Genomic DNA, 24,424 nt, shown 5'->3' on the forward strand with positions numbered 1-24,424 from the left:
TTAGCCCAGCGGCTTGGGCACGTCCTCCGGGGTCCGCGGCAGCGCGTAAAGAGCCATCCGTCGGTTCGCCATGTCGTGCTCGCCGAGGAACGTGCAACCCGCCCATTCGCACACTGCGCGGGCGCCGGTATTCCGGTAGTCCGGGTCGAACATGATTCGGCGGCAGTCGGGTTCGAGCTCGAAAAGGCTGGCGGCCACCCGGGGGAACAGGATCGGCCCGATACCCCGATTGACGAAGCGGAGATCCGCGATGGCCGCGTGGAAGCCGAGGTCGTGCGGTTCGGCTGCGTATCGCGGCGCGATCGAGTCCTTCGAGGCGCGGTACACCTCGAGGTAAGCGACGTCCTTGCCGCGGAAGCTGCCGATGAACGGGCGCGAGTAGTCCCCCGCCAGTTGGGCGCCCAGGTAACCGCGCCACCAGCGTGGCGGATGCGGGTACTCCCACGCCTCGACCAGGTGTGGCCGATTCATCCACTCGGAGAGCAGGTCGGCGTCGGTCTCGGCGTCCACCGGTCGCAGCGAGTAGGGCTCGGCCAGTACCGGACTGGGCGGGGCGGGTACGGCGCGTACCTCGTCGGTGATGGTGGTCAGCTCACGCGGCAGAACGGGCAGCGCCTCTTCGAGATCCGTCATTTGGCGCAGAGCCTACCGGACCGAGTAAGGGTAGGTTTGCCTACCTTGCGCCCGTTCGAGTCAGGCCGACAGGAGCGCGATTCCGCCGACGATCAGGGCGATGACCTTCACCACCTCGAGGGCGACGTACGCGAAGTGAGCACGGGAGCGCGTCCCCTCGTCACCCGCCAGCACCTCCGCCGTGCGCCGCGCGAGCAGTGGTCGCACGACGACGGTCTGGAAGAACAGCGCGGCGATGGCGACGGTGAACGCCACGTCGATCCCGAACCCGTGCGACGTCGCGAACAGCGCGGCGGCGATAACCACTGCGAAGACCAGCTCGCAGACGTTGAGCGCGCGGAAGACCAGGCGTCCGATGCCCAGCCCGATTGTCGTCGTCACCCCTGGCGCGCGGAACTTCAGGGGGGCCTCGAGGAACGAGATGGCCAGCACCATACCCAGCCAGACGAACGTCGCCGACGCGGCTACCGCGATGCCGTTCACGCTCGCCTGGCTCTCATCGAGTGGAATCCTAGACGCATGGACCAGGAAGCCGACCGCGACTACGTCGAGGAGTTGACGCGGTGGGAGGACTCCGGTGCGACGTGGGAAGTGCTCGCCACAACGGCACGGGGTGTGACGGTCGCGCTGTTGCGCTGCGACGGCGGCGAGGAGGCCGCCCGCTTCACGACCGACGACGCCCGGTTGCGGGCCTTCCTCGAGGCTCGCCGAGCCTAGGGACGCCCGTCAGCCTTTCAGTCCCACACGACCCTCAGATGCTGCGGTGAGCGGAAGTAGGTGCCCGAGACGAAGGGCGGGGGCGCATCGGGATCGAGCCGGAGGCCGGGCAGCCGATCGAACAGCGTGTTGAAGATCATCGTGCTCTCCAGCCGCGCCAGGTGCATGCCGAGGCAGACGTGTGCACCGTGACCGAATCCGATGTGCGGCTTGCGATCCCGGAAGACGTCGAACTCCTCGGGGCGGTCCCATCTGGCATCGTCGTGGTTGGCGCTGCCGAGGTTCACGGCTATCGTCGAGCCGGCGGGAATCGGTACGCCGAAGAACTCGATGTCGGCGGTCGTCTCGCGCATGAAGTTCAACAGCGGTGTCTCCCAGCGGATGCCCTCCTCGATGGCCTGCGGCAGCAGCTCACGGTCGGCGGTCACCGCCGCCAGCTGCTCGGGATGGCTCAGCAGCCCGAACGCCAGGCTCGCCGTCGACCGCGACGTGGTCTCCGCGCCCGCGGGCAGCAGGTTGCGCATGAATCCGTAGATCTGCTCGTCCGACATCCGGACGCCGTCGATGTCGGCCTCGGCGAGCACGGTCACCATGTCGTCCTGCGGCGCGCGGCGGCGATCCGCCAGGATGCCGACGAAGTACTCCTTGAGCTTTGCCGAGGCTGTCATCGCCGATTCCATGTCGGAGTGGAAACCCAGCAGGTCGATCGCCAGGCGGTGGAACATGGGGATGTCCGACTCCGGCAGCCCGATCAGCGCGGCGATCACGCGGACAGGGATCGGCATGAACACGTCCTCGACCAGGTCCGCGGACCTCCGGTCACGGAGCCTGTCGACGGTCCGCTCGACCAGCGGCCGGACGAGTTCGGATTCCCACCGCCGCATCGACGACCGCGCGAAGGCGAACTCGTGCAGCCGTCGATAGACCGCGTGCTCGGGGTCCTGCATCTCGAGGATCGTCGGGCCCTGCAGCGGCCGCACGATGGCCTCGTAGCACTTGGTGCTGAACGTCCGGTTGTCGGTGAACACCGCCTTGACGGCCTCGAAGGTGTAGGCCGAGAAGAACTGCTGCCCCTCGGCCGCGTTCTCGAGGATGCCCATCTCCCGCCAACCCGGATGCACCGGGGCGGCGGCGCGAAGTTCCGCGAACATCGGGTACGGCGACGCGTCACCGTCGGCGCCCATGCCCGCATCGAACTTCGCCTGGGCGTCCTTCACCTCCTGCGACAACTCATCGGCCGTCGTCGGCTCGGTCATGGCGCCTCCTCCACGGCACAGGCTAACAAACCTAACGTTTGTTCTGCTACTGTGACGGCAGACGCTGCTTCTCCGGCGAGATCGACACCCCTGACAGCCGGAGACGCAGTGTCCCACCCGCTTCGACCTGCTAGCGTTGACCAAACCTTGGTTCGGCTGGACGGGAGCGCGATGACGGTGTCCGCTGGCAAGAGCGTGGCCGCCGACGACACCACCCGCAGGGCCGAGGTGCTCGAGATCGCCGCGTCCCTCATCGCCACCTCCGGACTCCGCACGTCGATGCACGACATCGCCGGAGCGGCCGGCATTCAGACCGGCAGCCTGTATCACCACTTCGACAGCAAGGAAGCACTTCTCGTCGAGTTGCTGCGGGGCTACCACACGGATCTCGACCGGTTGGCCGAACGCACCCTCGCCACCCTCGACGACCCCGCTGCACGGCCGGGTTTCGCCCGGATCGCAGCGTTGGGCGGCGAGATCGCGCATTGCGCCGTGACACATCGTGCCGCCATTCAGATCTCGATGTACGAGACGCCGAGCAGCAATCCCGAGCTGATCGAATGGACCCAGCGTCGGCCCGCCGCCATACTCGAAGCGATGTACCAGACGCTGCGGGCGGCGCGCTGGGCCGGCTATCTGAAACCCGACATCGATCTGCGCGTGCTGGCCGACCGCATCTGCCAGACGATGCTGCGGACCGGCCTCGACGTCATGCGGCACAACGCCGCCACCGAGCAGATCGCCACGCTGTCCTGCCGAATCATCCTGGAGGGCTTGGCCACCGACCGACCGTCCGACACCGAACTGGACTCATCGGCGGCGTTCCGGGCGGCCGACGCAGCCATCACAGGCTGGACCGAGGACGACGAGCCGGAGAACGACAAGGTCGCCCGTATTCGCGCGGTCGCGCGCAAGGAGTTCGGCCGCCGCGGCTACGAGGGAACCACGGTGCGGGACATCGCCGCCGCCGCGGGCATCGGCCACGGCACGGTGTTCCGCCTCATCGGGTCCAAGGACGAACTCCTGGCGTCCGTGGTGAACTCGTTCGGCGAGAAGGTCGAGGCGGGCTCCCGCCAGGTGCTGCGGACGGATTCGACAGCGCTCGAAAAACTCGACGCACTGAGCTGGCTCAACATCAACGCACTCGACCGGTTCGGCGACGAGTTCCGCATCCAACTGGCGTGGATGCGCCAGATCCCGCCCGACGCACCCAATCCCAGCGTCGACTTCCCCGTTCGGCTCAAGCAGACCAGGAGCCTGCTCGCCAAGGAGATCAAGGCGGGCGCGATCAAGGTCGACGATGTCCCGACCGAGATGCTGGCGCGCTGCGTCATCGGCTTGCAGTGGATCCCGGAGAACATCCTGCGCGAGGTCGGGGCCCGCGCGGCGCTCGTCCACGTCCGCGACACTCTGCTACGCGGGGTTGTCGCGGGTTCTATCGCGTCGTGATCGGCAGCGTCGCCCACCCTCGCACGCTGGCCGTGTGCGCCTTGGCCGCCCCGGCGTAGTCGACGTCCCACTCCGGCCATCGCCTCAGAAGCTCCTCCAACGCGACGCGCGCCTGCATGCGGGCCAGCGACGAGCCGAGACAGAAGTGCAGACCCTGCCCGAAGCTGAGATGGCCGCCCCTGCGGTGGATGTCGAACCTCTCGCCGCCCGGGAAGTGGGATTCGTCGCGGTTGGCGGATCCGTTGAGCAGCAACATGATCGAGCCCTCGGCGATGGACTGGCCGAGGCACTCGGTGTCGTGGGCGACGTAGCGCGCCTGTACCGGTGACGGTGCCTCGAAGCGCAGCACCTCCTCGACGGCGCCGGGGATCAGCTCCGGGTCGGCCACCAGCTCGCGGCGCTGATCCGGGTGTTCGGCCAGCAGCTGACACGCGAACCCGATCAGCCGCGTCGTCGTCTCGTTACCGGCACCCGCGACCATGCTGGTGTAGGTCAATACCTCGGTGCGCGTGAGCTTGCGCAGTCCGTCGTCGTCCTCGATCTCCGCGTTGAGCAGCTGGGTCATCAGGTCGTCGGACGGGTGATCGGCGCGCCAGTCGATGTAGTCGGCGAACAGCTGATACGCCTGCTCGAACGACCCCTCGGCGACGACGTACTCCCCCTCCTTCAGATCGATGGCGGAGTTCGTGGTGTCCCGAATCAACTGCTGCCCCTGCTCGGGAATGCCGAGCAGGTACCCGATGGTGCGCATCGGGATCAGCGCGCCGAGGTCGGCGATGACGTCGAATCCGCCCGCCCCCACCAGCGGATCGAGCGCCCGCACGCAGAACTGGCGGGTCAACGGCTCGATGGCCGCCATCCGACGCGGGGTGAACACCTTCGACAGCAGCCGCCGGTGCAGGTCGTGCAGCGGCGGGTCCTCGAAGAGGATGACGCCCGGTGGCACGGCGAAGCCGCTCTTGATGACGTCCATCGTCGTGCCACGGCCGGACCGGTAGGTCTGCCAGTTCGGCAACTCGCGCGCGACGTCGTCGTAACGACTCAGCGCGTAGAAGTCGTGGCGCTCGTTGTAGTACAGCGGCGCCTCCTCACGCATCCGCCGCCACACCGGGTACGGATCGTCGTCGATCACGAAGTCGAACGGATCGTAATACAGGTCAACGGTTTTCGGGTCCGTCACGTCGATTCCCCCTACTCGAACGCGTGTCGCGGCAGTGTCGTCGGAATGTCCAGCGAACTGAGCAGACCCGCCGGGGCGTCGACGACGTAGGGCACCGCATTGACCGCCCGCATCGCCGTGGCGGCCATCGCCGCGTGCCCCGCCGCGTGGCCCTCGGCCGCTCCCATCGTCATGGCGCAGTGGATGTCGGGTTCACCTTCGATGTCGACACGATAGGTCGCGTCGCAGTCCGAGGTGAGCCAGTTCGGCGCGACGTCTCGAGACATCCGGATGATGTGCTCGATGACGATGGCCTCGCGACCGTTCACCACCCCGGCCGCCCTGGTGCGCACCGCGCCGCAGGTCCCGGCCGGGATGGTGCCGAACGCCACCTCGATGTCGCGATGCGTCACCTCGCGATCGAGTGTTCCGTTGATCTCCTCGATCTGCACACCGAGCCCCTTCGCGATGAGGTGAATCGGTGCCTTCCAGGCCATTTCGATGAAGCCGGGCGTCTTCAGCATCGGCTCGAAGTCGAGCGGCCTGGCGAAACCCATCCCGTCCATCATCACGTCGGCCACCGGGTAGTGGTCGTTGAGTGCGATCTCGGTGGCGGTCACGGTGCGGATGTTCTTCGACTGCGTCGTCATCAGCAGGGCGAGCTGGTCGGATGCGAAGCCGGGGAAGATGCCCGAGGCGTAGAACGACGCGTCGCCTGCGCGGGCCGCCGCGTCGAGCTGATCCCGCCACTCCGTGGCGAAGTACGACGGCGGGTACACCAGGCTGGTGGTCGACGTGGACAGGACGTTGATGCCGGCCCCCAGCAGCTTCAGGTAGTCGGGAACCGCGCCCGCGTCGCGTTCCGGGCCGCTCGCGGCGTACACCACGGCATCCGGTGCGAGGGCGATGAGGGCGTCGGCGTCGTTGGTCGCGGTGATCCCGATCGCCTCGATTCCCGCCAACTCACCCGCATCCCTACCGACCTTGTCCGGCGAATGAACCCAGACACCAACGAGTTCGAGATCGGGACGTCGGTGTACCGCGTCGATCGCGATGGAGCCGACGCCTCCGGTCGACCAGACGATCACTCGGGCGGGTGTTGCCACGTATGTTCCTCTCAGGTTCGGGACTGTTCGACTGCGGCGACTGCGGAGACTGCGGTGTCGAGGTACCGCCACGCAACGGCCGGGTCGATCCCCCCGCACAGCGGATGCAGGGGCAGCGGGCGGCCGGCGCGGACGACGTCGGCCGCGTCGGCCGGCGTCAGGATGCGGTACGGTCCGTCGGCCGCCCGCAGTGCCGGCACGTCGTCGGCCCGCGTGATGCTCGCAATCGAATCGTCGCCGTGTCGGTAGGCCGCCGCCATCCGCGCGTCGTGCAGTAGATGCGGCCCGAGTTCGTCCCAGGCAGCACCGACGTCGTCGGCGACGAATACCGCTGTGGGAGCGCCCGGTACGGGGAACTGGACGAAACCCGGCTCCCTACCTGCGGCGCGGCACCGCTCGTCGTAATAGTCCTTGAGGTCCGGCCGATCGATCTGCGAGATGAAGCCGAGGCCGTGCGTCGCGGCCCGGCGCACCCCCGGCCGACTGCCGCCGGCGATCATCATCGGCGGCCCGGCGCTCGACGTGCCCTGTGGGGTCACGCGCACCCGACGGCCGGCAACGTCGGCGGGTTCGCCTCGGGTCAGTGCGAGCACGGCCGCGATGTATTCGTCCGCGATGCGCCCGCGCTCGCTGAAGTCGACGCCGCCGTGTTCGTACTCCTCCGGGCGGTGGCCAACCCCGAACGCGTAGGACACCCGACCGCGGCTGATCAGATCCAGCACGTTGATCTCCTCGGCAAGTCGCACCGGATCACACAGCGGAATCGGCACCGCGGCAATAAGTATCGCGAGCGACGTTGTCCTTGCGGCGATCGCCGAGGCCAGTATCAACGGCGTGGGCAGGTGGCCGTCCTCGGTGCCGTGGTGCTCGGACAGCACCGTCAGCACCGCGCCCCTGGACTCCGCCCATCCGCACATGTCGATCGCCGCCGCGTACAGGTCGGCAGCGGGTCCAGCCCAGTCGGGGGCACGCATGTCGAACCGCAGCGTCAGCACGCCCTCAACCTAACGTTTGTTCTTCGATGTGGAAAGGGCCGACACGTCCGCACTGCACCCCTTGACCGCTTAGCGGGCTCCCTGCTAGCTTGCGGATCAAACATTAGGTACGAGGTTGACCACTGCATCGGCGACGGACACCCGCCAACGGCGCGGGCGTGTCGGATGGGTCGCGCTCGCAGCCGCTTTCGGCGTGTTCGCCATCGTCGCGCTACTGAACATGGAGACCGGGCTGCACGGCGATCCCCGGACCGTCAACCCCGACCCGCAGTACGCACAGCGCCCCGGCTTCCTCGGTGTCACCAACTGGCCTCTGGTCACGAGTGCGATGTCGGTGGCCGTCACCATCGGCTTCTTCGGGGTGGTGGGCTGGTGGTCCGTCCGCGAACGCAGGGCGCACTGGGCGTTGATCGTCGGCATCGCCGGACTGTGCGCGGGAGCTCTCGACCCGCTGGCCAACTGGGCCACGTTCGCGGTCTTCGACGCCCGCGTCGCCCACTTTCCGCTGTCGTGGCCGTATTTCAACATCTCGCCACTACTCGAACCCCACCCTGTCGTTTCTCGGCGGATACGCCAGCTACTACGTCCTGACCGGTGTCGGCCTGCTGTCGATATACCGGCGCGTCGTGGAGCCGCACGTGAAGCCGGGCGGGCATCGCCGTCTCGCGGTGTTCGCCACCGGGTTCGTGGTCGGCCTGCCCGTCAACGCGCTCATGCAGTTCCTGTGGCTGAAGGTCGACCTGTTCGTCTACACGCAAGCCGCCGGACCGGTGCTCGACGTCGCAGGCAGGCAGCTGCCGCTGTACATGGTGATCTACGACAGCTTCCTGTTCGCCGTGGTGGCCGTCCTCTGCGTGCCCGACGACCGCGGTCGGCCCGCGTTCGTCGCGCGTGTCGCCCAACGCCTCCCCATCGTCGGAGGACCGCCGACCACCCCTCGACTGCTGGCGGTGGCGATCGCCGTGCTGATGACCGCCGTCGCGGTGCCGATCGCGGTGTTCAGCCTGCTGCGCGTCGGCGGCTTCGCCACGCCGTCCTACGACGAGTACCCCTACCCCGCCGTGAAGGTCTACGACCCGTACGGCGATCTGGAGCGCGCGGGCAAGCCGGGCCCGTTCTATCGGTAACCAACGGAGGAGAGCGATATGAGTCAGCAGCGCGTAGTCGTCTGGGCGACAGGCGGGATCGGCGCGATCGCCATCCGCGCCATTCAGCATCGCCCCGATCTCGAACTCGTGGGCGTGTGGGTGCATTCCGAGGACAAGGTCGGCACGGACGCGGGAGTGCTAGCGGGGGGCGATCCGATCGGCGTCGCGGCGACCAACGACGCGGACGCGCTGATCGCCTTGCGACCGGACTGCGTCATCTACGCGGCCAGCGGCCCCGAACGGGATGCCGGACACATCCCGGACTACGTGAAGTTACTGTCGGCCGGCCTGAACGTCGTGACCACCAGCACCACCCGTCTGGTCAATCCACACAACTACGAGCCCGCGGAATGGCGGGACCAGCTTGCCGCTGCGGCGAAGCAGGGACAGGTGACGTTGTACGCCTCGGGCATCGAGCCCGGCTTCGCCGCCGACTACCTGCCGCTCGTGCTGTCCACGCAGTCGTCGCAAATCGAGACGATCCACTGCTACGAGATGGGCCTGTACGACGACTACGGCGTGCCCGACATCATGTCCGACGCACTGGGCTTCGGCCGACCCCTCGAGTACGAGCCGTGGATCAGCTTCCCCGGCGCGATCGCCGGCGAATGGCAGGGCCAGCTGCGCCTCGTCGCCGAGGCGCTTGGCGTCGAGATCGAGGAGGTCCGTGAGACATTCGATCGCGCCATCACGGAACGCACCCTCGACGTCGCGATGGGGAGGGTCGAGGCGGGCACGTGCGGGGCGTTGCGGATGCAGGCCATCGGCGTCGTCGACGGCCGCGAGGCGATCATCATCGAGCACGTCACCCGCCTGGCTCATGACGTCGCCCCCGACTGGCCGCGGGGAATCGGCGACCTGTCCTACCGGGTGAACATCACGGGCGTACCCGATATCGACTGCACACTGGCCGCCACCCTGCGGGATCCGGCGGGGGCGGGCATCGGCGGAATGACCTCGGGCGCTGGCGCAATGGTCGCCACGGCCATGCGCGTCCTCAACGCCGTCCCCTACGTCATGGCCGCAGAGCCGGGCCTGGTGAGCTCGGTGGAGCTGCCGCTGACGATACCCAAGGGCGCCTTCGCCGCTTCCTAAGTCGGTCAGAACGGTGCGGTGCATTCGGTGAGCCGGTCTTCGCGGTTGCGTCGGCGCTCGGCGGCAATGGCGGCGGCGCGTTGTTGGGCGCGGGTGCGTCTTCGTTGTGGCATCCGGAGGTCGCGGCCGGGGGGCGGTTCGGTGACCGGTGCCGGGGTGTCCGGTAGTGGTGTGGTGGGGTCCCAGTTGGGGAAGTAGATCCGACTGCCCGGCGGCGCCCGGTGTTTCAGTCCGGACGGGCTCGTCCACACGATGGTGCCGTCGGCGAGCTGGTCCTCGGACCAGCCGCCCTCCCCGACCCAGAACGTCTTGAGCAGGTGATGTTTTCGGCACAGCGTGGCGATGTTGCCCGGATGGGTCAGCCCGCCGGGACGGCCGTAGGGGACGGTGTGGTCGAGGTCGGCGTACTCGGCCGGGTGATCGCAGCCGAGGAACCGACACGTCATGTCGCGGGCCCGTACGAGGCGTCGGGTCGCGATGGAGGGCCGGTAGCGCACCTCGGCGGTCAGGTCCTCCGGGGTGGCGATGGTGCGGATGGAGGCGCCCATCCGGCACAGGTCGGCCAGCAGCGCCGCGGGCAGGACGCCACCGCCGGCGACGATCGCGGTGTAGCTGCACGGGGCCGGTGTGGGTTCGGAAGTCGTTGCTGCGGATTCGGCACTCTCGAGCTCGGCGACGGAATCCATACGTTCGGGCGCGGATTCCTCGTCGAGTGGCGGCTCCGGGTGCTGATCGTCGGGCTCGTCTTCGGCGGGCCGATGGTGTTCCCAGTTGACGACCGGGTCGTCACCTACACCGTCGTCACGAGTGGGGTCGACGTCTCGGTCCGGTTCCCCGTCGCCGGGCGGCAGTTCGGGCTCTTCCTCATCCCCGGGTGGCGCTTCGTCGGTCCAGTGTTGTTCCCAGTCGTAGTCCGGGTCGTAGCGCGGCCCACCGTCATCGGGCCCGTCATCCGGGCCGTCGTCGGGTGCCTCGGGTGCCGGGCCGTCGGCGGGGTGGGGGTTGTCGGTGAGGACGAGGATCTCGAAGTGCTTACCGCGGGCGTCGGGCCCGGTGGCCGGGCAGTCCGCCGATCCGCACAGACACGGCAGGTGATCGCCGCCGGCGTTGATGATCCCGAGGGCCGCCACGCGACGCTCGCCGTGGGTGCGCGGATCCTCGGGACACACCGATGTGGCCATGGCGTCCAGGCGGCGGTCGGTCAGCTCGGCGTCCAGGGCACTGACCCGCCCGTAGATGGATCGGGTGCCGGTGGCGTCGTCGGGTTTGCCGAACGCGATGTTCAACGATCTCTGCGCGGTGCGGAACCGGCGCACCGCGTCGGGGTCGTGGCGTTCGATCGCGGCGTCGATCGCGTCGGCGAGTTTCTGCTCGGAGTAGCCGCCCCATCGGGTGGCCACTGCGGCGAGGTCGGCGTCCACCCGGGCCAGCGCGTCGGGGTCGACGAGCTGGGTGCGCCACGACGCGGTGGTCGCGACCTTCGGGGTGATGTCGCCGAGGCGCAGCAGGTCCCCGGTCAGGGGGATCCGGTCGCGCAGGTCCAGGGCCTGATACATCAACCCCGAGGCCGTGCGGTGGCTGACGATCAGGTCGGCGGCGATCTCGGCGGCACAGCAATCCCAGGCGTCGCAGGCCGAGCGCTCGCGGCTGCGGGCCAGGTCGGTGCCCAGCCGCCGGTCGACCAGTTCCGCGATCAGGGCCAGGCGATGCCCGGCAGCGGCGGCCTCGATCCGCGCGTACCCGGTGATCGACAGATTCAGCGCAGCGTCATCCAACAACGCTGGATCGACGGTCTCGCACATACATTCGATTATCCCCGGCCATCAGACCACCGATCAGGAAAAACTCCAGCACAGAGCCCGAGCTGTGGATGAATCCCGGACTGTGCACAACCGGCACCCGCGTACCAGAAGCTGTCGGACCCACGTGCTATGAGCTCGTGCTGGACAATCGACGTCGGCATGACCGACACCGAGAATCCCGAACCCGAATCCCAACGACGCCATGTCGTCCGGCTACTGGTGTTGGTGGCGTTCCTGGGTGCGCTGTTCTACCTCTTCACCGTCGCGCGCGTCGTCGACGTCGAGACAGTCCGCAGCGCGGTCGCGGCGGCCGGGCCTGCGGCGCCGCTGGCCTACATCGTCGTATCGGCACTGCTCGGCGCGATCCTGGTGCCGGGCCCGATCCTGGCCGCAGGCAGCGGCGTCCTCTTCGGGCCCGTCATCGGCGTGTTCGTCACGCTCGGCGCAACGGTCGGCACCGCCGTCATCGCGAGCCTCATCGGCAGGCGTGCGGGTCGCGACAGTGCACGCGCGCTGCTGGGCGCCGACCGGGCCGACCGCATCGACGCTCGGATCGAGCGCTACGGGTTGTGGGCCGTCGTCGGGCAGCGTTTCATCCCCGGCATATCCGACGCCCTCGCGTCGTACACCTTCGGCGCCTTCGGAGTTCCGTTGTGGCAGATGGCAGTCGGCGCGTTCATCGGGTCAGCGCCGCGGGCATTCGTCTACACCGCACTCGGCGCGTCGATCAACGACCTCAACTCGCCACTGGGTTACGCCGCACTCGCGGTCTGGATCGTGACGGCCGTCATCGGCGCATTCGCGGCCCATCGCGGCTTCCGGCACTGGCGCGCCCGCGCGCGCGACTAGGTGTGCCGACTACGGACAGCTCTCGGTGTCGATGCGCACCACACCGAAATCGATATCGCTCGACACGGTGATGACACTGCCCGCAGGCGGGGTCGATGTGCACACCTGCCAGTTGCGATCGCTGACTTGCGCCCGGCCTTGACCTGTCAGATCCGTTGAGCTGCTGAACCACACCTCGCCACCGGTCGCCGACTGCACCATGTCCTGGGCGCCCTGCAGATCCATGCCGATCACGTCCGGCATCCGCCAGGAGTCGGCGTAGGCCACCGGACTGACCACACCACCCACTGCTGCCAACGCGCCGACCACCGCGGCGACGAAACGACGTTTCATTCTCTCCCCCTTCTCGATGCGCCGAACTCTAGGCGAGCTCACCGACAATCCACTCCCCTCGCCGCAGCACACCCCTGACGGCGAGGTCGGCATCCAGCACGACAAGGTCTGCGAACGCACCCGAAACCAGCCCGACGCTCGGGAGACGAAGCGCGCGTGCGGGGTTCGACGACGCCTGCCGCACCGCCGCCAGGAGAGCGTCGTCGCGGGGCAGCCCGCTGTGCGTGACGGCGAAGCGGAACACCCGGTCCATGGTCGCGGTGCTGCCCGCGATGGTGTCCGTGCCCGCCACCCTCGCCACTCCCTCGACGACCTCGACGTCCAACGGCCCGAGGCGGTAGACGCCGTCCGACACGCCGGTCGCCGCCATCGCGTCGGTGATCAGCGACACCCGGTCCGGCCCCGCCGTCCGCGTCACGAGCCGGTAGACCGCCGGGTCGACGTGGACACCGTCGGTGATGATCTCGACCGTGACCCGGTCGTCCTCCAGCAGCGCGACAACCGGCCCCGGCTCACGCCGGTCGATCGGACGCATCGCGTTGAACAGGTGGGTGCCCACCGTCGCGCCCGCATCGATCGCCGCCACCGTCTGCTCGTAGGTCGCCTCCGTATGACCAACGGCTACAACGACTTCGGCGACTACGAACTGCGCGATGGCCTCGAGCGCGCCGTCGCGTTCCGGGGCGACGGTCACCATCCGCACCGCACCGTCGGCCGCGTCGAGGATCCGCGCGATCTCCGCCGGGTCGGGGTCGCGCATCAGGCCCGGCTGGTGCGCCCCGCACCTCAGCGTCGACAGCCACGGCCCCTCCAGGTGGATGCCGTCGATGACGCCCGCGCGCACGTCCGCCGCCAAACCCCGGACCTGATGCAGCACATCCTCCGGGCTCGCGGTGACGAGCGAGGCGACCAACGAGGTGGTGCCGTGCCTGCGGTGCAACTCGACCGCGGTGGCCGTCTGCTCCGCCGTCGCCGCCGTGAAGTTCGCCCCGCCACCGCCGTGCACATGGCTGTCGACGAATCCCGGCACCACCGTGACCGCACCGAGTACGACGTCCACATCACCCCGAGGCCCTGCGCCCACCGCGACGATCCTGGCGCCGGACACCTCGATCCAACCAGGCCGCAGCACCTCGGCGCCCGTGACGACGGTGTCGGCGGTGACGAGCACCTAGATGCCCTGCCAGTCCGGCTTCGACCGATAGGTCTCGCGGTAGTAATCGACCAACTGGAGTCGGCGACTGGCGGCGTCGTCCAGAAGCACCGACACGTGCGGATGCAGCTGCAACACGGTGGCGGGCCACATCGCGCTCACCGCGCCCTCGACGAGCTGATGGACGGCCTCGGCCTTGCTGCGTCCGGACGCCACCAGCACGATGTGCCGCGCCTCCATGATCGTGGCGAGCCCCTGCGTCAGACAGTGCGTGGGGACCGCGTCGACGTCGTCGTCGAAGAAGCGCGCGTTGTCGATTCGGGTCTGCCGAGTCAGGGTCTTGATCCTGGTGCGCGACGCCAACGACGAGCCGGGCTCGTTGAACGCGATGTGCCCGTCGGTCCCGATCCCGAGGATCTGCAGGTCGACGCCGCCTGCGGCGCGGATCGCGTCCTCGTAGGCGGCACACGCCGCGGGGATGTCCGCCGCGAGTCCGTCGGGACCGGTGACCGCGCCCGGCGCGAAGTCGACCCGCGAGACGAACACCCGGTCGATCACGTTGCCGTAGCGCTCGGGGTGGTTCGCGGGCAGCCCGACGTACTCGTCGAGGGTGAAGCCGCGAGCCCCGGCGAACGTCAGTCGCCCCTCGGCGTATCGGCGGACCAGCTCGTCGTAGATCGACAGCGGCGACGACCCGGTCGCGAGCCCCAGCACCGGATTCGGTGTACGGGCCAGCAGCGCCTCCACCGCGTCGGCTCCAACGGCGCCGATGTCGACGGCACCCGGAAGGATGATGACCTCCATTACTTGTTCGCCGTGAAAAGACCTGCCCCGGAAGCGATCTGGTTACCAGTCAGCACCGCCGCCGAGGGCGCCACGTTGGCCGCCTCGCGTTCGTCCATCACCACGACGGGGACGATGGGATTGAGCCCCTTCGCCTCGATGGCGGGTACGTCGTAGGTGATGATCAGTTGGCCGTGCGTCACGTCGTCACCCTGGGCGACGTGCGTGGTGAATCCCTCGCCGTTCAGCGCAACGGTGTCGAGTCCGAGGTGAACCAGAACGCCGACACCGTCGGCGGTCAGCACCACGTACGCGTGCGGCATGAGTTTAAGCAGCTTGCCGCTGACCGGGGCGACGGCCTGCACCACCTCACGCGGCGGGTCGACGGCGGCGCCGAAGCCCACCATGCCGGCCGAGAACACCGGATCGGGAACATCGGCTAGGGCGACGGCGCGTCCGCCCACGGGCGCGAGGACCTGCGTTGTGCTCACGGACATGACTGTACGGAAAGACGGCCGCGGGTTCATCGGTTCTCGTCTAGGCTTTCGCACAACTTCAGCGGTGCTCGACCGTGGCGAAGCAGGAGGGCCTCAACGATGACCGATGCGACGAAAACCGGTGGACCACAGAAGAAATCGGGACTGAGGATACCCGGCTTCGCGCTACTGCAGAGGCTCGGCAAGAGCCTCATGCTGCCCATTGCGGTGCTGCCCGCCGCAGGCATCCTCCTGCGACTGGGACAGCCCGACCTGCTGGGTCGCATCGAGGCGCCGGTCATCGGACCGTTCTTCCAGGCGATGAGCGCCGCGGGCGGTGCGCTGTTCGACAACCTCGCCCTGTTGTTCGCGGTCGGCGTTGCGATCGGCTTCGCCAAGAAGGCCGACGGGTCCACCGCACTGGCCGCTGTCGTCGGCTACCTGGTGATGGACAAGGTGTTCGAGACGATGTCGCCGTTCGTGCTCGCCGGCGTACTCGACAAGGCGGGCGAACAAGCTCAGATCAACTACAGCGTGTTCGGCGGTATCGTCATCGGTCTACTCACCGCGTGGCTCTTCGATCGCTATCACACGATCCAACTCCCCTCGTACATCGGATTCTTCGGCGGCAGAAGGTTCGTCCCGATCGTGGTGTCCCTGGCGAGCCTGTTCATCGCCTTCGCGATGAGCTACTTCTACCCGATCTTCGACGCGGGGCTCACCAGCCTCGGCGAGTTCATCGGCGGCGCGGGCGCAATCGGCGCGTTCGTCTACGGGTTCGCCAACCGCATGCTGATCCCGATCGGCCTGCACCACATCCCCAACTCGTACATCTGGTTCCTCTACGGCGACTACGAGACCCCGGACGGCGTGGTCACCGGTGAGCTCACCCGCTTCGCCGCGGGCGACCCGACCGGTGGCCACCTGACGTCGGGCTTCTACCCGATCCTGATGTTCGGGCTACCCGCCGCCGCACTGGCGATGATCCACGTCGCGAACAAGAAGCAGCGCAAGGTCGCCGTCGGCATCCTGTCGGCCGCTGCGCTGACGGCGTTCCTCACCGGCGTCACGGAACCGCTCGAATTCGCCTTCATGTTCGTCGCTTTCCCGCTGTACGTGATTCACGCGTTGCTGACGGGACTGTCGCTGGCGATCGCGTACCTACTCGACATCCATCTCGGCTTCTCGTTCTCCGCCGGTTTGATCGACCTCCTGCTCTACGGCGGAGCGCCCGCCGCGAAGAACATTCCACTGCTGATCGGCATGGGCGTCGTGTTCTTCGTCGTCTACTACCTGCTGTTCCGCTTCGCGATCGTCAAGTGGAACCTGCGCACCCCCGGCCGCGAACCGGAGGCGGAGTTCGAGGCCGAAGAGCAGGCCAACCTCGAAGAGGCGACGGCGTCCGTGACCTCGGTGGCGGCGGAGTCCGGGTCCACGGCGACCGTGACCGCGCCGGCCACCAGCACGGCCGAGCAGTTGATCGAGGCGTTCGGCGGCCGGGAGAACCTCGTCAACGTCGACGCCTGCATCACGCGGTTGCGGATGGAGGTCGCCGACAAGAGCAAGGTCGATCAGGCCCGCCTGAAAAGCCTTGGCGCAGCAGGTGTCATCGAGGTCGGCAACAGCGTGCAGGCGGTGTTCGGCACGCAGTCCGAAGCACTCAAGAACGACATCAACGAGGTGCTCTAGGCACTACTTCGGCGCGCCGAGATCGTCGAGGGCGCGCTCCGCACCGCGATTCAGCGGCACCGGGTCCGTGTTGCGCGCATCCTCGAGCGTGATCCCCTTCGCCGCTCCCACCACCTGCTGGAGTTGCGGCAGCCGGTCGAACAGCGTCTTGGTCAGGACGCAGGCGAGATTCGCGTCGACGGTGTCGCGCACCAGCAGCACGTTGGGCACCACGATGGTCTTCACGTCGGCGGCCAGACCGTAGGTCGCCGCCGGGATGACGCCCTCCTCGTAGGCGGGGCTGATCTCGGCCATCTTCGCGAACTCCGGTGTGATGTCGACGAAGTCGACGTCGTTGCGCGAGGTGGTGAGCAGGTCGGTGATGCCGGGGGTCGGCAGTCCACCCGACCAGAACAGCGCGTCGATCGACCCGTCCTTCATCCCGTCCACCGTCTTGGTGAGGTCCAAGCGCTGCGCGGAGACGTCGGAGGCCGGGTTCAGTCCGGCGGATTCCAGGATGCGGTTGGCGATCACCTCGGTCCCCGACCCCGGCGACCCCGTTGACACCCGCTTGCCGCGCATGTCGGCGACCGTGGTGATGCCCGCACTCTTGCGCGCGATCACCTGCGTGTAGTTCGGGTAGATGCGCGAGAGCGCCTGCACCGGTTGCTTCTCGCCATCGAACGCGGCCTTACCCTCGACCGCGTCGGCAGCGGTATCCGCCAGCGAGAACGCCACCTCGTAGGTTCCGGCGACCAACTGCTGGATGTTCTGCACCGAGGCCCCGGTTTCCGCGGCCGAGGCCTTCACCTTCCCGTCCGTCGACGTCGAAACCTGTTCGGCGTAAGCGTTTCCCAGTGAGAAGTACACCCCCGTCGCGTTACCGGTCGCAATGCTGACGCGAGTCTCGCCCGCGAGTTCGCACGTGAGCTCGCCGCCCGAGTCCGCCGTCGGCGCGTCCTGCCTGCCACCGCACCCGGTCGCGGCGGTCCCGGTGAGCACCACTGCCGCGACCACCGTCATTACTCGTCTCATGTTCGTCTCCTCTTGTCGATGAACGTCAGCGCGACCGCGGCGAGCAGACACGCCGAACCCGCCACGATGGTGGCGGGATTAAGGAACAGCAGCAGCAGCGCCGCAGCGCCGGTGAGGACGCGGGGAACGAGGCGGGCCTCCCCGACGCCCAGCACCCAACCGCCCGCGGCGAACGACAGCGCGACGATGCCCAGGCACGCGACGGCGGCAACCCAGATCACCCCCAGTACCGGCCCCCGCGCCAACAGGTACTCACCCGGTGCGGTCAGCACGAACGCGATCGGAACGAGGAACGCCGGCGCCGCGTATCGCAGCGCGTGCCACATCGTCGGGATGGCCCTGCCGCCGGTGACGGCGGACGCGCCAACCGCGGCCAGCGCGGTGGGCGGCGTCACCTCGGAGAGCACCGAGTAGTAGAAGACGAACATCGCCGCGGCGGGGGCGGGCACGTCGAGCGCAAGCAGCGCGGGTCCGATGATCACCCAGCCGATGACGAACGACGCCGTCACCGGGATCGCGAGACCCAGCAGCGCCAGGGCCACGGCGGCGAACACGGCGGTCAGCGCCAGCATTGCGGTGCGGTTGTCGGTGATCGCGTCGACTCCCCCGACCAGCAGCGACGAGAACTGCGCTCCCAAACCGGTTTTCGTCGTCGTCGCGGTGATCACACCGGCGGCGGCGCAGACCGCGACGACCGGCAGCACCCCGCGCACGCCGGCACTGAGCGCCTCGAACAGCCGCTGCGGCGTGAACCGGTAGCGCCGGTCGAGGAACGACAGCGCGAAGGCCAGCACCGTCGCGTACACCACCGCCCGCGTAGCGGACATCCCCATCGCCAGCAGGACCACGATCGCGATCAGCGACGAGAAGTGATACCCGAAGCGGCCCAGCAGTTTCCACGCCGACTCCGACTCGAGCCGGGCCGGGGTCATGCCGTATCGCCTGGCGTCGATCTCGACGGCGAGCAGGATGCCGAGGTAGTACAGCACCGTCGGGATCATCGCCCAGCCGAGCACCGTCAGGTACGAGACCTCGAGGTACTCCGCGACGATGAAGGCCGCGGCGCCGAGCGTCGGCGGCGACAGCAGCGCGCCGACACCCGCAGCCGCGAGTACACCGCCCGCCCGTTCCGGTGTGTAGCCGGCCCTGCGCATGATCGGCCAGGTCACCGCGCCGACGCTGACGGCCGTCGCCGTCCCGGACCCCGACACGGTGCCCAGCAGAAAGCCCGACGCCACCGCGGTACGGCCCGCCGCGCTGCGCGACCGCCGGAACGCGGCCACCGACAGCTCGACGAAGAACCGTGCCCCACCGGACAGTTCGAGGACGGCGCCGTAGATCGTGAACAGCACGATGTAGGTGGCCGCGACGTCGAGCGGCGTGCCGAAGAACCCGCTGCCCGAGTTGTACAGGGCGTCGACGATCTGGTCGAAGTTCAAGCCCGCGTGCGCGATCGTCCACCCCTGCGGCAGCAGGCCCCCGTAGTAGCCGTAGGCCAGGAACACCCCGCACACGATGGGCAGCGCCCAACCGGTGGTGCGCCTGCACGCCTCCAGGATCAGCACCAGGAGCAGCGCACCCATCGCGACGTCCACCGGATCGAGCAGGCCCTGCCGATCGAGGAACGCGTTGTAGCCGCCGCCCGCGGAGCCGATCGGCACCGGCAGGATCGGATACAGGCAGACCAGCAGCGTGACCACGGCCAGCGCCCAGTCCACGGGACCCGGTCGGTCATCCGGGTCGAGTCGACCCCAGCCCGACCGGTAGACCAGGAACACCAGCGGAAGCGACCCGGCGAGGAACACGATCAGGTAGAACTGGCTGCCCTGCGCCAGCGGGCGGAACACCTGCCAGATGGTCAGCAGGGCGACGGCGAACGCCACGACCGCGACCACCCGGTTCGGCCAGCCCGTGAGCGGACGTCCCGGCCGCTCCTGATCGTCGACCTGCGCGGCGAGCGCGGCGTCCCGGTCCGGGTCGTCGGGCGCTGCGGGTGTGTCGGCGACGACCACCGTCTGCGGGTCGCCGGGCTCCGTCGACGAGCTGCGGTTCATATGGCCGCAACGTTAAGCCGCCGCCTGGGCGTCCGCTGTGTATTGGGAACTTACGCTCTCGCCGAACGGGTTTCAGCGCGAGGCTAGTGCTCGGCGAAGAACTGCGCGCCCGCCTGCGACGCGTCGAACACCCCGGTGGGCCAGCGGTGATCGCCGCCCTCGATCTGGACGAACTCGACCTCGGCGCCGTCCGCGCAACCGGTGGCGGTGCGGATCAGCACCCCCGGTCCAGGCTCGACGACGGGCGGTGGGCACCCGTTGACATCGAACCAGCGTTGCGCCATCACCGGCGCCGGGACGATCTCACTCGGACCGCCGCGCCCGATCATCGGGCCACCGTTGAACGGCACCACCGGATCGGCGTTGCCGTGCGCCCCGATCACCGACACCGGCTGTGACGGTGTGCACGGGAAGGCGCTGGTGTACGTCGCGGCCATCGGCGCGATGGCGGCGAAGACGTCGGGGCGCTCGCAGCCCAGTCGCGTGGTCATGAAACCGCCCGCCGACATCCCGGTGGCGAACACGTTGGCGCGGTCGATGCCGTACTGATCGGCCAGTTGACCGGCCAGCGCGACGAGGAACCCGACGTCGTCGACCCCGGTCCGGTCGGGCACCGACGCGCCGCGGCCATCGGCCCAACTCATGTCGATGCCGTCGGGGTAGGCGACGAGGAAACCCTGCCGGTCGGCGGCGACGTTGTAATTGCTCAACGCCATCTGCTGCCCGCCGTTCTGGCCGCCGCCGTGCAGGTTGAGCACCAGGCCCGACGGGCGGTCGACACCCGCGGGCACGTGCACCAGATACGTTCGCTGCATACCGCCGAAATCGAGTGCGCCCGGAAACGCGGACGCACTCGGCGCGCGTAACGCCGACACCGTGAGCAGGACCGCCGCCACCGCGGCGACTGCAGCCCAACGCCGAGCCACCGCACCCGCGACCCCTCGAACCGCACCGCCTGCAAACACGTGGGCCAGTATGCCGAGCCTTGCCGGGTCTCGTCGAGGTTTACTCCGGCGAATCGATCGTCACCTGCCGTGCGCTGCGAAGAACCGCCCGATGGCCTGCGACGCGTCACCCGGCCACACGTGCCCGCCGCCGTCGATCTGAACGAATGTCACCTCGGTGCCCTCCGCGCAACCGGCGGCGGTGTAGCGCAGCACGCCCGGCCCCTGCTGCGTGACCGGCGGCGGGCAACCGTCGACGGTCCGCCAGCGCTGCGCCATGGCGGGAGCGGCGACGACATCACTCGAGCCGCCGCGTCCGACCATCGGGCCGCCGGTGAACGGCACCACGGGATCCACGCTGCCGTGCGTTTGGAGGACCGACACCGGCTGCGCTGGAGAACACGGATAGCCACTGGCCAGCGTCCCCGCCACCGGTGCGATCGCGGCGAACACGTCGGCGCGCTGGCAGCCCAGCCGGGTGGCCATGAACGCGCCCGCCGACATGCCGGTGGCGAACACCCGGCCGCGCGGAATGCCGTACTGCGCGGTGAGTTGGTCGACGAGGGCGACGAGGTAGCCCACGTCGTCCACACCCCGCTGGTCGGGTACCGAGGCGCCGCGGCCGTCGGCCCAGCTGAAATCGATGCCGTCGGGGTAGGCGACCACGAAGCCGTGCTGATCGGCGACGGCGTCGTAACCGGTGGCCGCCATCTGCGCAGCGCCGTTCATACCCGCGCCGTGCAGGTTCAGCACCAGCCCGGTGGGCGGTCCCGGCGGGACGTGAACCAGATACGTGCGCTGCTCACCGCCGAACGCCAGCCGGCCGGGTGCGTCACCGCCCGGCAGCGCGGACGCGGACACCGAGCCGACGAGCGCCAGCACGACGACGACGACGCTGGCGGCGAAGCCGCGGATCACAGGCACTCGGCCAGTATCCGGGCGCATGCGAACGCCGGATGACGCCAGGCGATCTGCGCCATGATGACCGGATGAACGGCATCGCGGGCAAGGGCGTACTGGTGACGGGCGCGGCATCGGGCATCGGCCGGGCGACGGTCGAGCGACTGCTCGCCGAGGGCGCCACCGTGGTAGGTGTCGATGTGGCGCAGGACCCGCCCGACGGGTTGAGCGCGTACCTGCGCGCCGATGTCACGGACTCCGGCGCGGTGGGCGCCGCCGTCGACGCCGTCGTCGATGTGGCGGGCCGACTCGACGGCGTCGTGCACTCCGCCGGGGTGGCGGGCGGCGGACCCGTGCACCTGGTCCCCGACGAGGAGTGGGATCGCGTCATCGGCGTCAATCTGACGGGCACGTTCAGGGTCACCCGCGCGGCGCTCAACCAGATGATGAAGCAGGACCGCGTCGACGGTGAACGCGGCTCCATCGTGAACCTCTCCAGCATCGAGGGCCTCGAGGGCACCGCCGGCGGCAGTTCCTACAACGCCTCGAAGGGCGGGGTCGTCCTGCTCACTAAGAACACCGCGATCGACTACGGGCCCAGTGGAATTCGCGCCAACGCGATCTGCCCCGGCTTCATCGAGACGCCGCTGTTCGAGTCGGTGGTCGGGATCCCCGGCATGGAGGGTGCGCGCGAAGGCCTGCGACACGAGCACAAGCTGCGCCGCTTCGGCCGAGCCGAGGAGGTCGCCGCCGTCGCGACGTTCCTGCTCTCCAGGGACGCCAGCTTCGTCAGCGGTCAGGCCATCGCCGTGGACGGTGGTTACACCGCGGGGCGCGACCACGGTGTCACCGAGTTGATGGGCCTCGGCGAGCAGTAGCTACCGCGCCGCGCGGATCGCCTCGAAGACACCGGGATCCATCAGCGTCGAGGTGTCGCCGAGTTCGCGGCCCTCGGCGACGTCGCGGAGCAGCCGGCGCATGATCTTGCCGCTGCGCGTCTTCGGCAGTTCGGGCACGACGTGGATCTCGCGCGGCTTGGCGATCGGGGAGATCTCCTTGGCGACCTCGGCGCGCAGCTCTTCGACCATCTGCTCGTGCGACAGGTCGGTGTGATGCGCCTTCAGAATGACGAAGGCGCAGATCGCCTGACCGGTGCTCTCATCGGACGCGCCGACGACGGCCGCCTCCGCCACCCCGGCGTGGCCGACGAGCGCCGACTCCACCTCGGCCGTCGAAATGCGATGTCCCGACACGTTCATCACGTCGTCGATGCGGCCCAGCACCCAGATCTCACCGTCGTGGCCGTAGCGGGCGCCGTCACCCGCGAAGTACCACCCCTGCTCGGCGAACCGCGACCAGTAGGTCTCCTTGAAACGCTCCGGGTCGCCCCAGATCCCGCGCAGCATCGCGGGCCACGGCTTGTCCAGCACCAGATAGCCGCTGGGCTGCTCGCCGTGTTCGGTGCCCGGCTCGAGCTGGTTGCCGTCGTCGTCGACGATCTTGGCCGAGATGCCCGGTAGCGCGCCCATCGCCGAGCCCGGCTTGCACGCGGTGACGCCGGGAAGCGGAGCGATCATCGCCGCACCGGTCTCGGTCTGCCACCACGTGTCGACGATCGGGGTGGCGTCACCGCCGAACACCAGTCGGTACCAGCGCCACGCCTCCGGGTTGATGGGCTCGCCGACGGAGCCGAGCAGTCGGAGGCTGGACAGGTCGTGTGCGAAGGCGATCTCGCGGCCCCACTTCATGAACGTCCGGACCAGCGTCGGCGCGGTGTAATAGATTGTGACACCGTACTTCTCGATGATCTGGAAGTGCCGGTGCTCGTCCGGCGACGCGGGCGTGCCCTCGTACACCACCTGCGTGGCGCCGTTCGACAGCGGCCCGTAGACGATGTAGCTGTGTCCGGTGACCCAGCCGATATCGGCTGTGCACCAGTACACGTCGCGCTCCGGTTTGAGATCGAAGACGTAGTGGTGCGTGTACGACGCCTGAGTCAGGTAGCCACCCGAGGTGTGCACGATGCCCTTCGGCTTGCCCGTCGTCCCCGAGGTGTAGAGCAGGAACAGCGGTTGCTCGGCGTCGAACGCGTCGGGCGTGTGCTCGGTCGACGCCGAGTCCACCACCTCGTCCCACCACAGGTCGCGCCCCTCGGTCCACGGCGTGTCGATCCCGGTGCGGCGCACGACCAGAACGTGTTCAACGGGATTGGTCTCCCCCAGTCCCGCGACCGCGTCGTCCACGGCCGGTTTCAACGGCACGGCCTGTCCGCGGCGGTACTGCCCGTCCGTGGTCACGACGACCTTCGTCTGCGCGTCCTCGATCCGGGCCCTGAGCGCGCTGGCGGAGAAGCCCGCGAACACCACCGAGTGCATGGCCCCGAGACGCGCACACGCGAGCATCGCGACGATCGCCTCGGGCACCATCGGCATGTAGATCGCCACGCGATCGCCTGCGACGACACCGAGATCGGTGAGCGCGTTGGCCGCCCTGCACACCTCGTCCTGAAGTTCGGCGTAGGTGATCGAGCGGGCGTCGTCGACGGGTTCGCCGACCCAGTGGATGGCAACCCGGTCACCGTTCCCCGCCTCGACGTGGCGGTCGACGCAGTTGTAAGCCACATTGAGGCGCCCGCCCACGAACCACTTCGCGAACGGGGCGTTCGACCAGTCGAGCACCTCGGTGAACGGAGTGGCCCACGCCAGCCGGTCGGCCTGCTGCGACCAGAATTCGAGCCGATCGTCCTCCGCCTGCCGGTACAGTTCGACGGTGCCGTTGGCCTGCGCCGCGAAGTCGTCTGAGGGGGCGTACGACGCCCTTGGCTCGCTGTATGTCTGAGTCATGCGGTGTGAGCGTAGTCACTGAATGG

23 protein-coding genes are annotated in these 24,424 nt (G+C 68.7%); 7 read left to right on the plus strand and 16 right to left on the minus strand.

From position 1 onward, the window contains the following. Positions 1 to 633, minus strand: coding sequence for a GNAT family N-acetyltransferase (locus tag NM203_RS20195; RefSeq protein WP_255062078.1), 633 nt, complete (start codon positions 631 to 633; stop codon positions 1 to 3). A 60-nt stretch (positions 634 to 693) separates the two neighbouring features. After that, positions 694 to 1,068 (minus strand): hypothetical protein, encoded by a 375-nt coding sequence (locus NM203_RS20200; RefSeq protein ID WP_255062291.1) that lies wholly within the window; start codon positions 1,066 to 1,068, stop codon positions 694 to 696. An 84-nt stretch (positions 1,069 to 1,152) separates the two neighbouring features. On the opposite strand from NM203_RS20200, the gene NM203_RS20205 reads away from it, so the two are divergent. Further along, positions 1,153 to 1,350 carry a hypothetical protein gene (locus tag NM203_RS20205; protein WP_255062079.1) on the plus strand — a complete coding sequence of 66 codons (198 nt, stop codon included), beginning with the start codon at positions 1,153 to 1,155 and terminating at the stop codon, positions 1,348 to 1,350. Positions 1,351 to 1,367: 17 nt separating this feature from the next. Here NM203_RS20205 and NM203_RS20210 read toward each other — a convergent pair whose 3' ends face one another. Continuing rightward, positions 1,368 to 2,606, minus strand: coding sequence for a cytochrome P450 (locus NM203_RS20210; protein ID WP_255062081.1), 1,239 nt, complete (start codon positions 2,604 to 2,606; stop codon positions 1,368 to 1,370). A 171-nt stretch (positions 2,607 to 2,777) separates the two neighbouring features. Between NM203_RS20210 and NM203_RS20215 the strand changes: the two genes are divergently transcribed. Further along, on the plus strand, positions 2,778 to 4,055 hold the full coding sequence (locus NM203_RS20215; protein WP_255062083.1) for a TetR/AcrR family transcriptional regulator: 1,278 nt from the start codon (positions 2,778 to 2,780) through the stop codon (positions 4,053 to 4,055). Here NM203_RS20215 and NM203_RS20220 read toward each other — a convergent pair. From NM203_RS20220 to NM203_RS20230, 3 genes are read right to left on the minus strand one after another with little or no spacing between them, the layout of a single operon-like run. Further along, complete coding sequence (locus NM203_RS20220) at positions 4,042 to 5,235, minus strand: cytochrome P450 (protein ID WP_255062084.1); 1,194 nt, start codon at positions 5,233 to 5,235, stop codon at positions 4,042 to 4,044. The two genes, NM203_RS20215 and NM203_RS20220, sit on opposite strands and share 14 nt — an antisense overlap. Positions 5,236 to 5,246: 11 nt before the next feature. Continuing rightward, positions 5,247 to 6,320, minus strand: coding sequence for an NAD(P)H-dependent amine dehydrogenase family protein (locus tag NM203_RS20225; protein WP_255062086.1), 1,074 nt, complete (start codon positions 6,318 to 6,320; stop codon positions 5,247 to 5,249). An 11-nt stretch (positions 6,321 to 6,331) separates the two neighbouring features. Continuing rightward, on the minus strand, positions 6,332 to 7,315 hold the full coding sequence (locus NM203_RS20230; protein ID WP_255062088.1) for an LLM class flavin-dependent oxidoreductase: 984 nt from the start codon (positions 7,313 to 7,315) through the stop codon (positions 6,332 to 6,334). Between the two features lie 587 nt (positions 7,316 to 7,902). Between NM203_RS20230 and NM203_RS20235 the strand changes: the two genes are divergently transcribed. Both NM203_RS20235 and NM203_RS20240 read left to right on the plus strand, forming a co-directional pair. Then, the gene (locus NM203_RS20235; protein WP_255062292.1) at positions 7,903 to 8,442 is read left to right on the plus strand and encodes a spirocyclase AveC family protein; all 540 of its coding nucleotides are present in this window, start codon (positions 7,903 to 7,905) and stop codon (positions 8,440 to 8,442) included. An 18-nt stretch (positions 8,443 to 8,460) separates the two neighbouring features. Beyond that, positions 8,461 to 9,558: an NAD(P)H-dependent amine dehydrogenase family protein gene (locus NM203_RS20240; protein ID WP_255062089.1), complete on the plus strand. Its 1,098-nt coding sequence runs from the start codon at positions 8,461 to 8,463 to the stop codon at positions 9,556 to 9,558. 5 nt (positions 9,559 to 9,563) lie between these two features. Here the strand turns inward: NM203_RS20240 and NM203_RS20245 are convergent, their stop codons facing one another. Next, on the minus strand, positions 9,564 to 11,360 hold the full coding sequence (locus NM203_RS20245; RefSeq protein WP_255062091.1) for an HNH endonuclease signature motif containing protein: 1,797 nt from the start codon (positions 11,358 to 11,360) through the stop codon (positions 9,564 to 9,566). A 159-nt stretch (positions 11,361 to 11,519) separates the two neighbouring features. Here NM203_RS20245 and NM203_RS20250 point away from each other — a divergent pair, with 159 nt between their 5' ends. Beyond that, positions 11,520 to 12,209: a TVP38/TMEM64 family protein gene (locus NM203_RS20250; protein WP_255062092.1), complete on the plus strand. Its 690-nt coding sequence runs from the start codon at positions 11,520 to 11,522 to the stop codon at positions 12,207 to 12,209. A gap of 9 nt (positions 12,210 to 12,218) precedes the next feature. Here the strand turns inward: NM203_RS20250 and NM203_RS20255 are convergent, their stop codons facing one another. The 4 genes from NM203_RS20255 to NM203_RS20270 are packed head-to-tail and all read right to left on the minus strand — an operon-like array spanning position 12,219 to position 14,969. Further along, positions 12,219 to 12,542, minus strand: a complete 324-nt coding sequence (locus NM203_RS20255; RefSeq protein ID WP_255062094.1) for a hypothetical protein — start codon at positions 12,540 to 12,542, stop codon at positions 12,219 to 12,221. 28 nt (positions 12,543 to 12,570) lie between these two features. Continuing rightward, entirely contained in the window at positions 12,571 to 13,713 is a 1,143-nt protein-coding gene (nagA, locus tag NM203_RS20260; RefSeq protein ID WP_255062098.1) for an N-acetylglucosamine-6-phosphate deacetylase, read from the minus strand. Next, positions 13,714 to 14,499 (minus strand): glucosamine-6-phosphate deaminase, encoded by a 786-nt coding sequence (gene nagB / locus NM203_RS20265; protein WP_255062099.1) that lies wholly within the window; start codon positions 14,497 to 14,499, stop codon positions 13,714 to 13,716. Continuing rightward, on the minus strand, positions 14,499 to 14,969 hold the full coding sequence (locus tag NM203_RS20270) for a PTS sugar transporter subunit IIA (RefSeq protein WP_255062100.1): 471 nt from the start codon (positions 14,967 to 14,969) through the stop codon (positions 14,499 to 14,501). The genes nagB and NM203_RS20270 overlap by 1 nt, the downstream gene beginning before the upstream one ends. A gap of 105 nt (positions 14,970 to 15,074) precedes the next feature. On the opposite strand from NM203_RS20270, the gene NM203_RS20275 reads away from it, so the two are divergent. Beyond that, on the plus strand, positions 15,075 to 16,643 hold the full coding sequence (locus NM203_RS20275; protein ID WP_255062102.1) for a PTS transporter subunit EIIC: 1,569 nt from the start codon (positions 15,075 to 15,077) through the stop codon (positions 16,641 to 16,643). A gap of 3 nt (positions 16,644 to 16,646) precedes the next feature. On the opposite strand, the gene NM203_RS20280 is transcribed toward NM203_RS20275, so the two are convergent. The 4 genes from NM203_RS20280 to NM203_RS20295 all read right to left on the minus strand — a co-directional run bounded on the left by NM203_RS20280 (position 16,647) and on the right by NM203_RS20295 (position 21,600). Next, positions 16,647 to 17,657 carry a TAXI family TRAP transporter solute-binding subunit gene (locus NM203_RS20280; protein WP_255062103.1) on the minus strand — a complete coding sequence of 337 codons (1,011 nt, stop codon included), beginning with the start codon at positions 17,655 to 17,657 and terminating at the stop codon, positions 16,647 to 16,649. Next, complete coding sequence (locus tag NM203_RS20285; RefSeq protein ID WP_255062104.1) at positions 17,654 to 19,711, minus strand: TRAP transporter permease; 2,058 nt, start codon at positions 19,709 to 19,711, stop codon at positions 17,654 to 17,656. Before NM203_RS20285 ends, NM203_RS20280 begins: the two co-directional genes overlap by 4 nt. An 83-nt stretch (positions 19,712 to 19,794) precedes the next feature. After that, positions 19,795 to 20,637 (minus strand): extracellular catalytic domain type 1 short-chain-length polyhydroxyalkanoate depolymerase, encoded by an 843-nt coding sequence (locus tag NM203_RS20290; protein WP_255062105.1) that lies wholly within the window; start codon positions 20,635 to 20,637, stop codon positions 19,795 to 19,797. A gap of 99 nt (positions 20,638 to 20,736) precedes the next feature. Next, a complete protein-coding gene (locus tag NM203_RS20295) occupies positions 20,737 to 21,600 on the minus strand; it encodes an extracellular catalytic domain type 1 short-chain-length polyhydroxyalkanoate depolymerase (protein ID WP_255062106.1) in 864 nt (287 codons plus the stop codon). A gap of 44 nt (positions 21,601 to 21,644) precedes the next feature. Between NM203_RS20295 and NM203_RS20300 the strand changes: the two genes are divergently transcribed. Then, positions 21,645 to 22,433, plus strand: coding sequence for an SDR family NAD(P)-dependent oxidoreductase (locus tag NM203_RS20300; RefSeq protein WP_255062107.1), 789 nt, complete (start codon positions 21,645 to 21,647; stop codon positions 22,431 to 22,433). Here the strand turns inward: NM203_RS20300 and acs are convergent, their stop codons facing one another. Beyond that, positions 22,434 to 24,398 (minus strand): acetate--CoA ligase, encoded by a 1,965-nt coding sequence (acs, locus tag NM203_RS20305; RefSeq protein WP_255062111.1) that lies wholly within the window; start codon positions 24,396 to 24,398, stop codon positions 22,434 to 22,436. Positions 24,399 to 24,424: the final 26 nt, after the last annotated feature.

Origin of the sequence: Mycolicibacterium arenosum (genome assembly GCF_024320865.1) — a bacterium.
Taxonomy (GTDB): Bacteria; Actinomycetota; Actinomycetes; order Mycobacteriales; family Mycobacteriaceae; genus Mycobacterium; species Mycobacterium arenosum.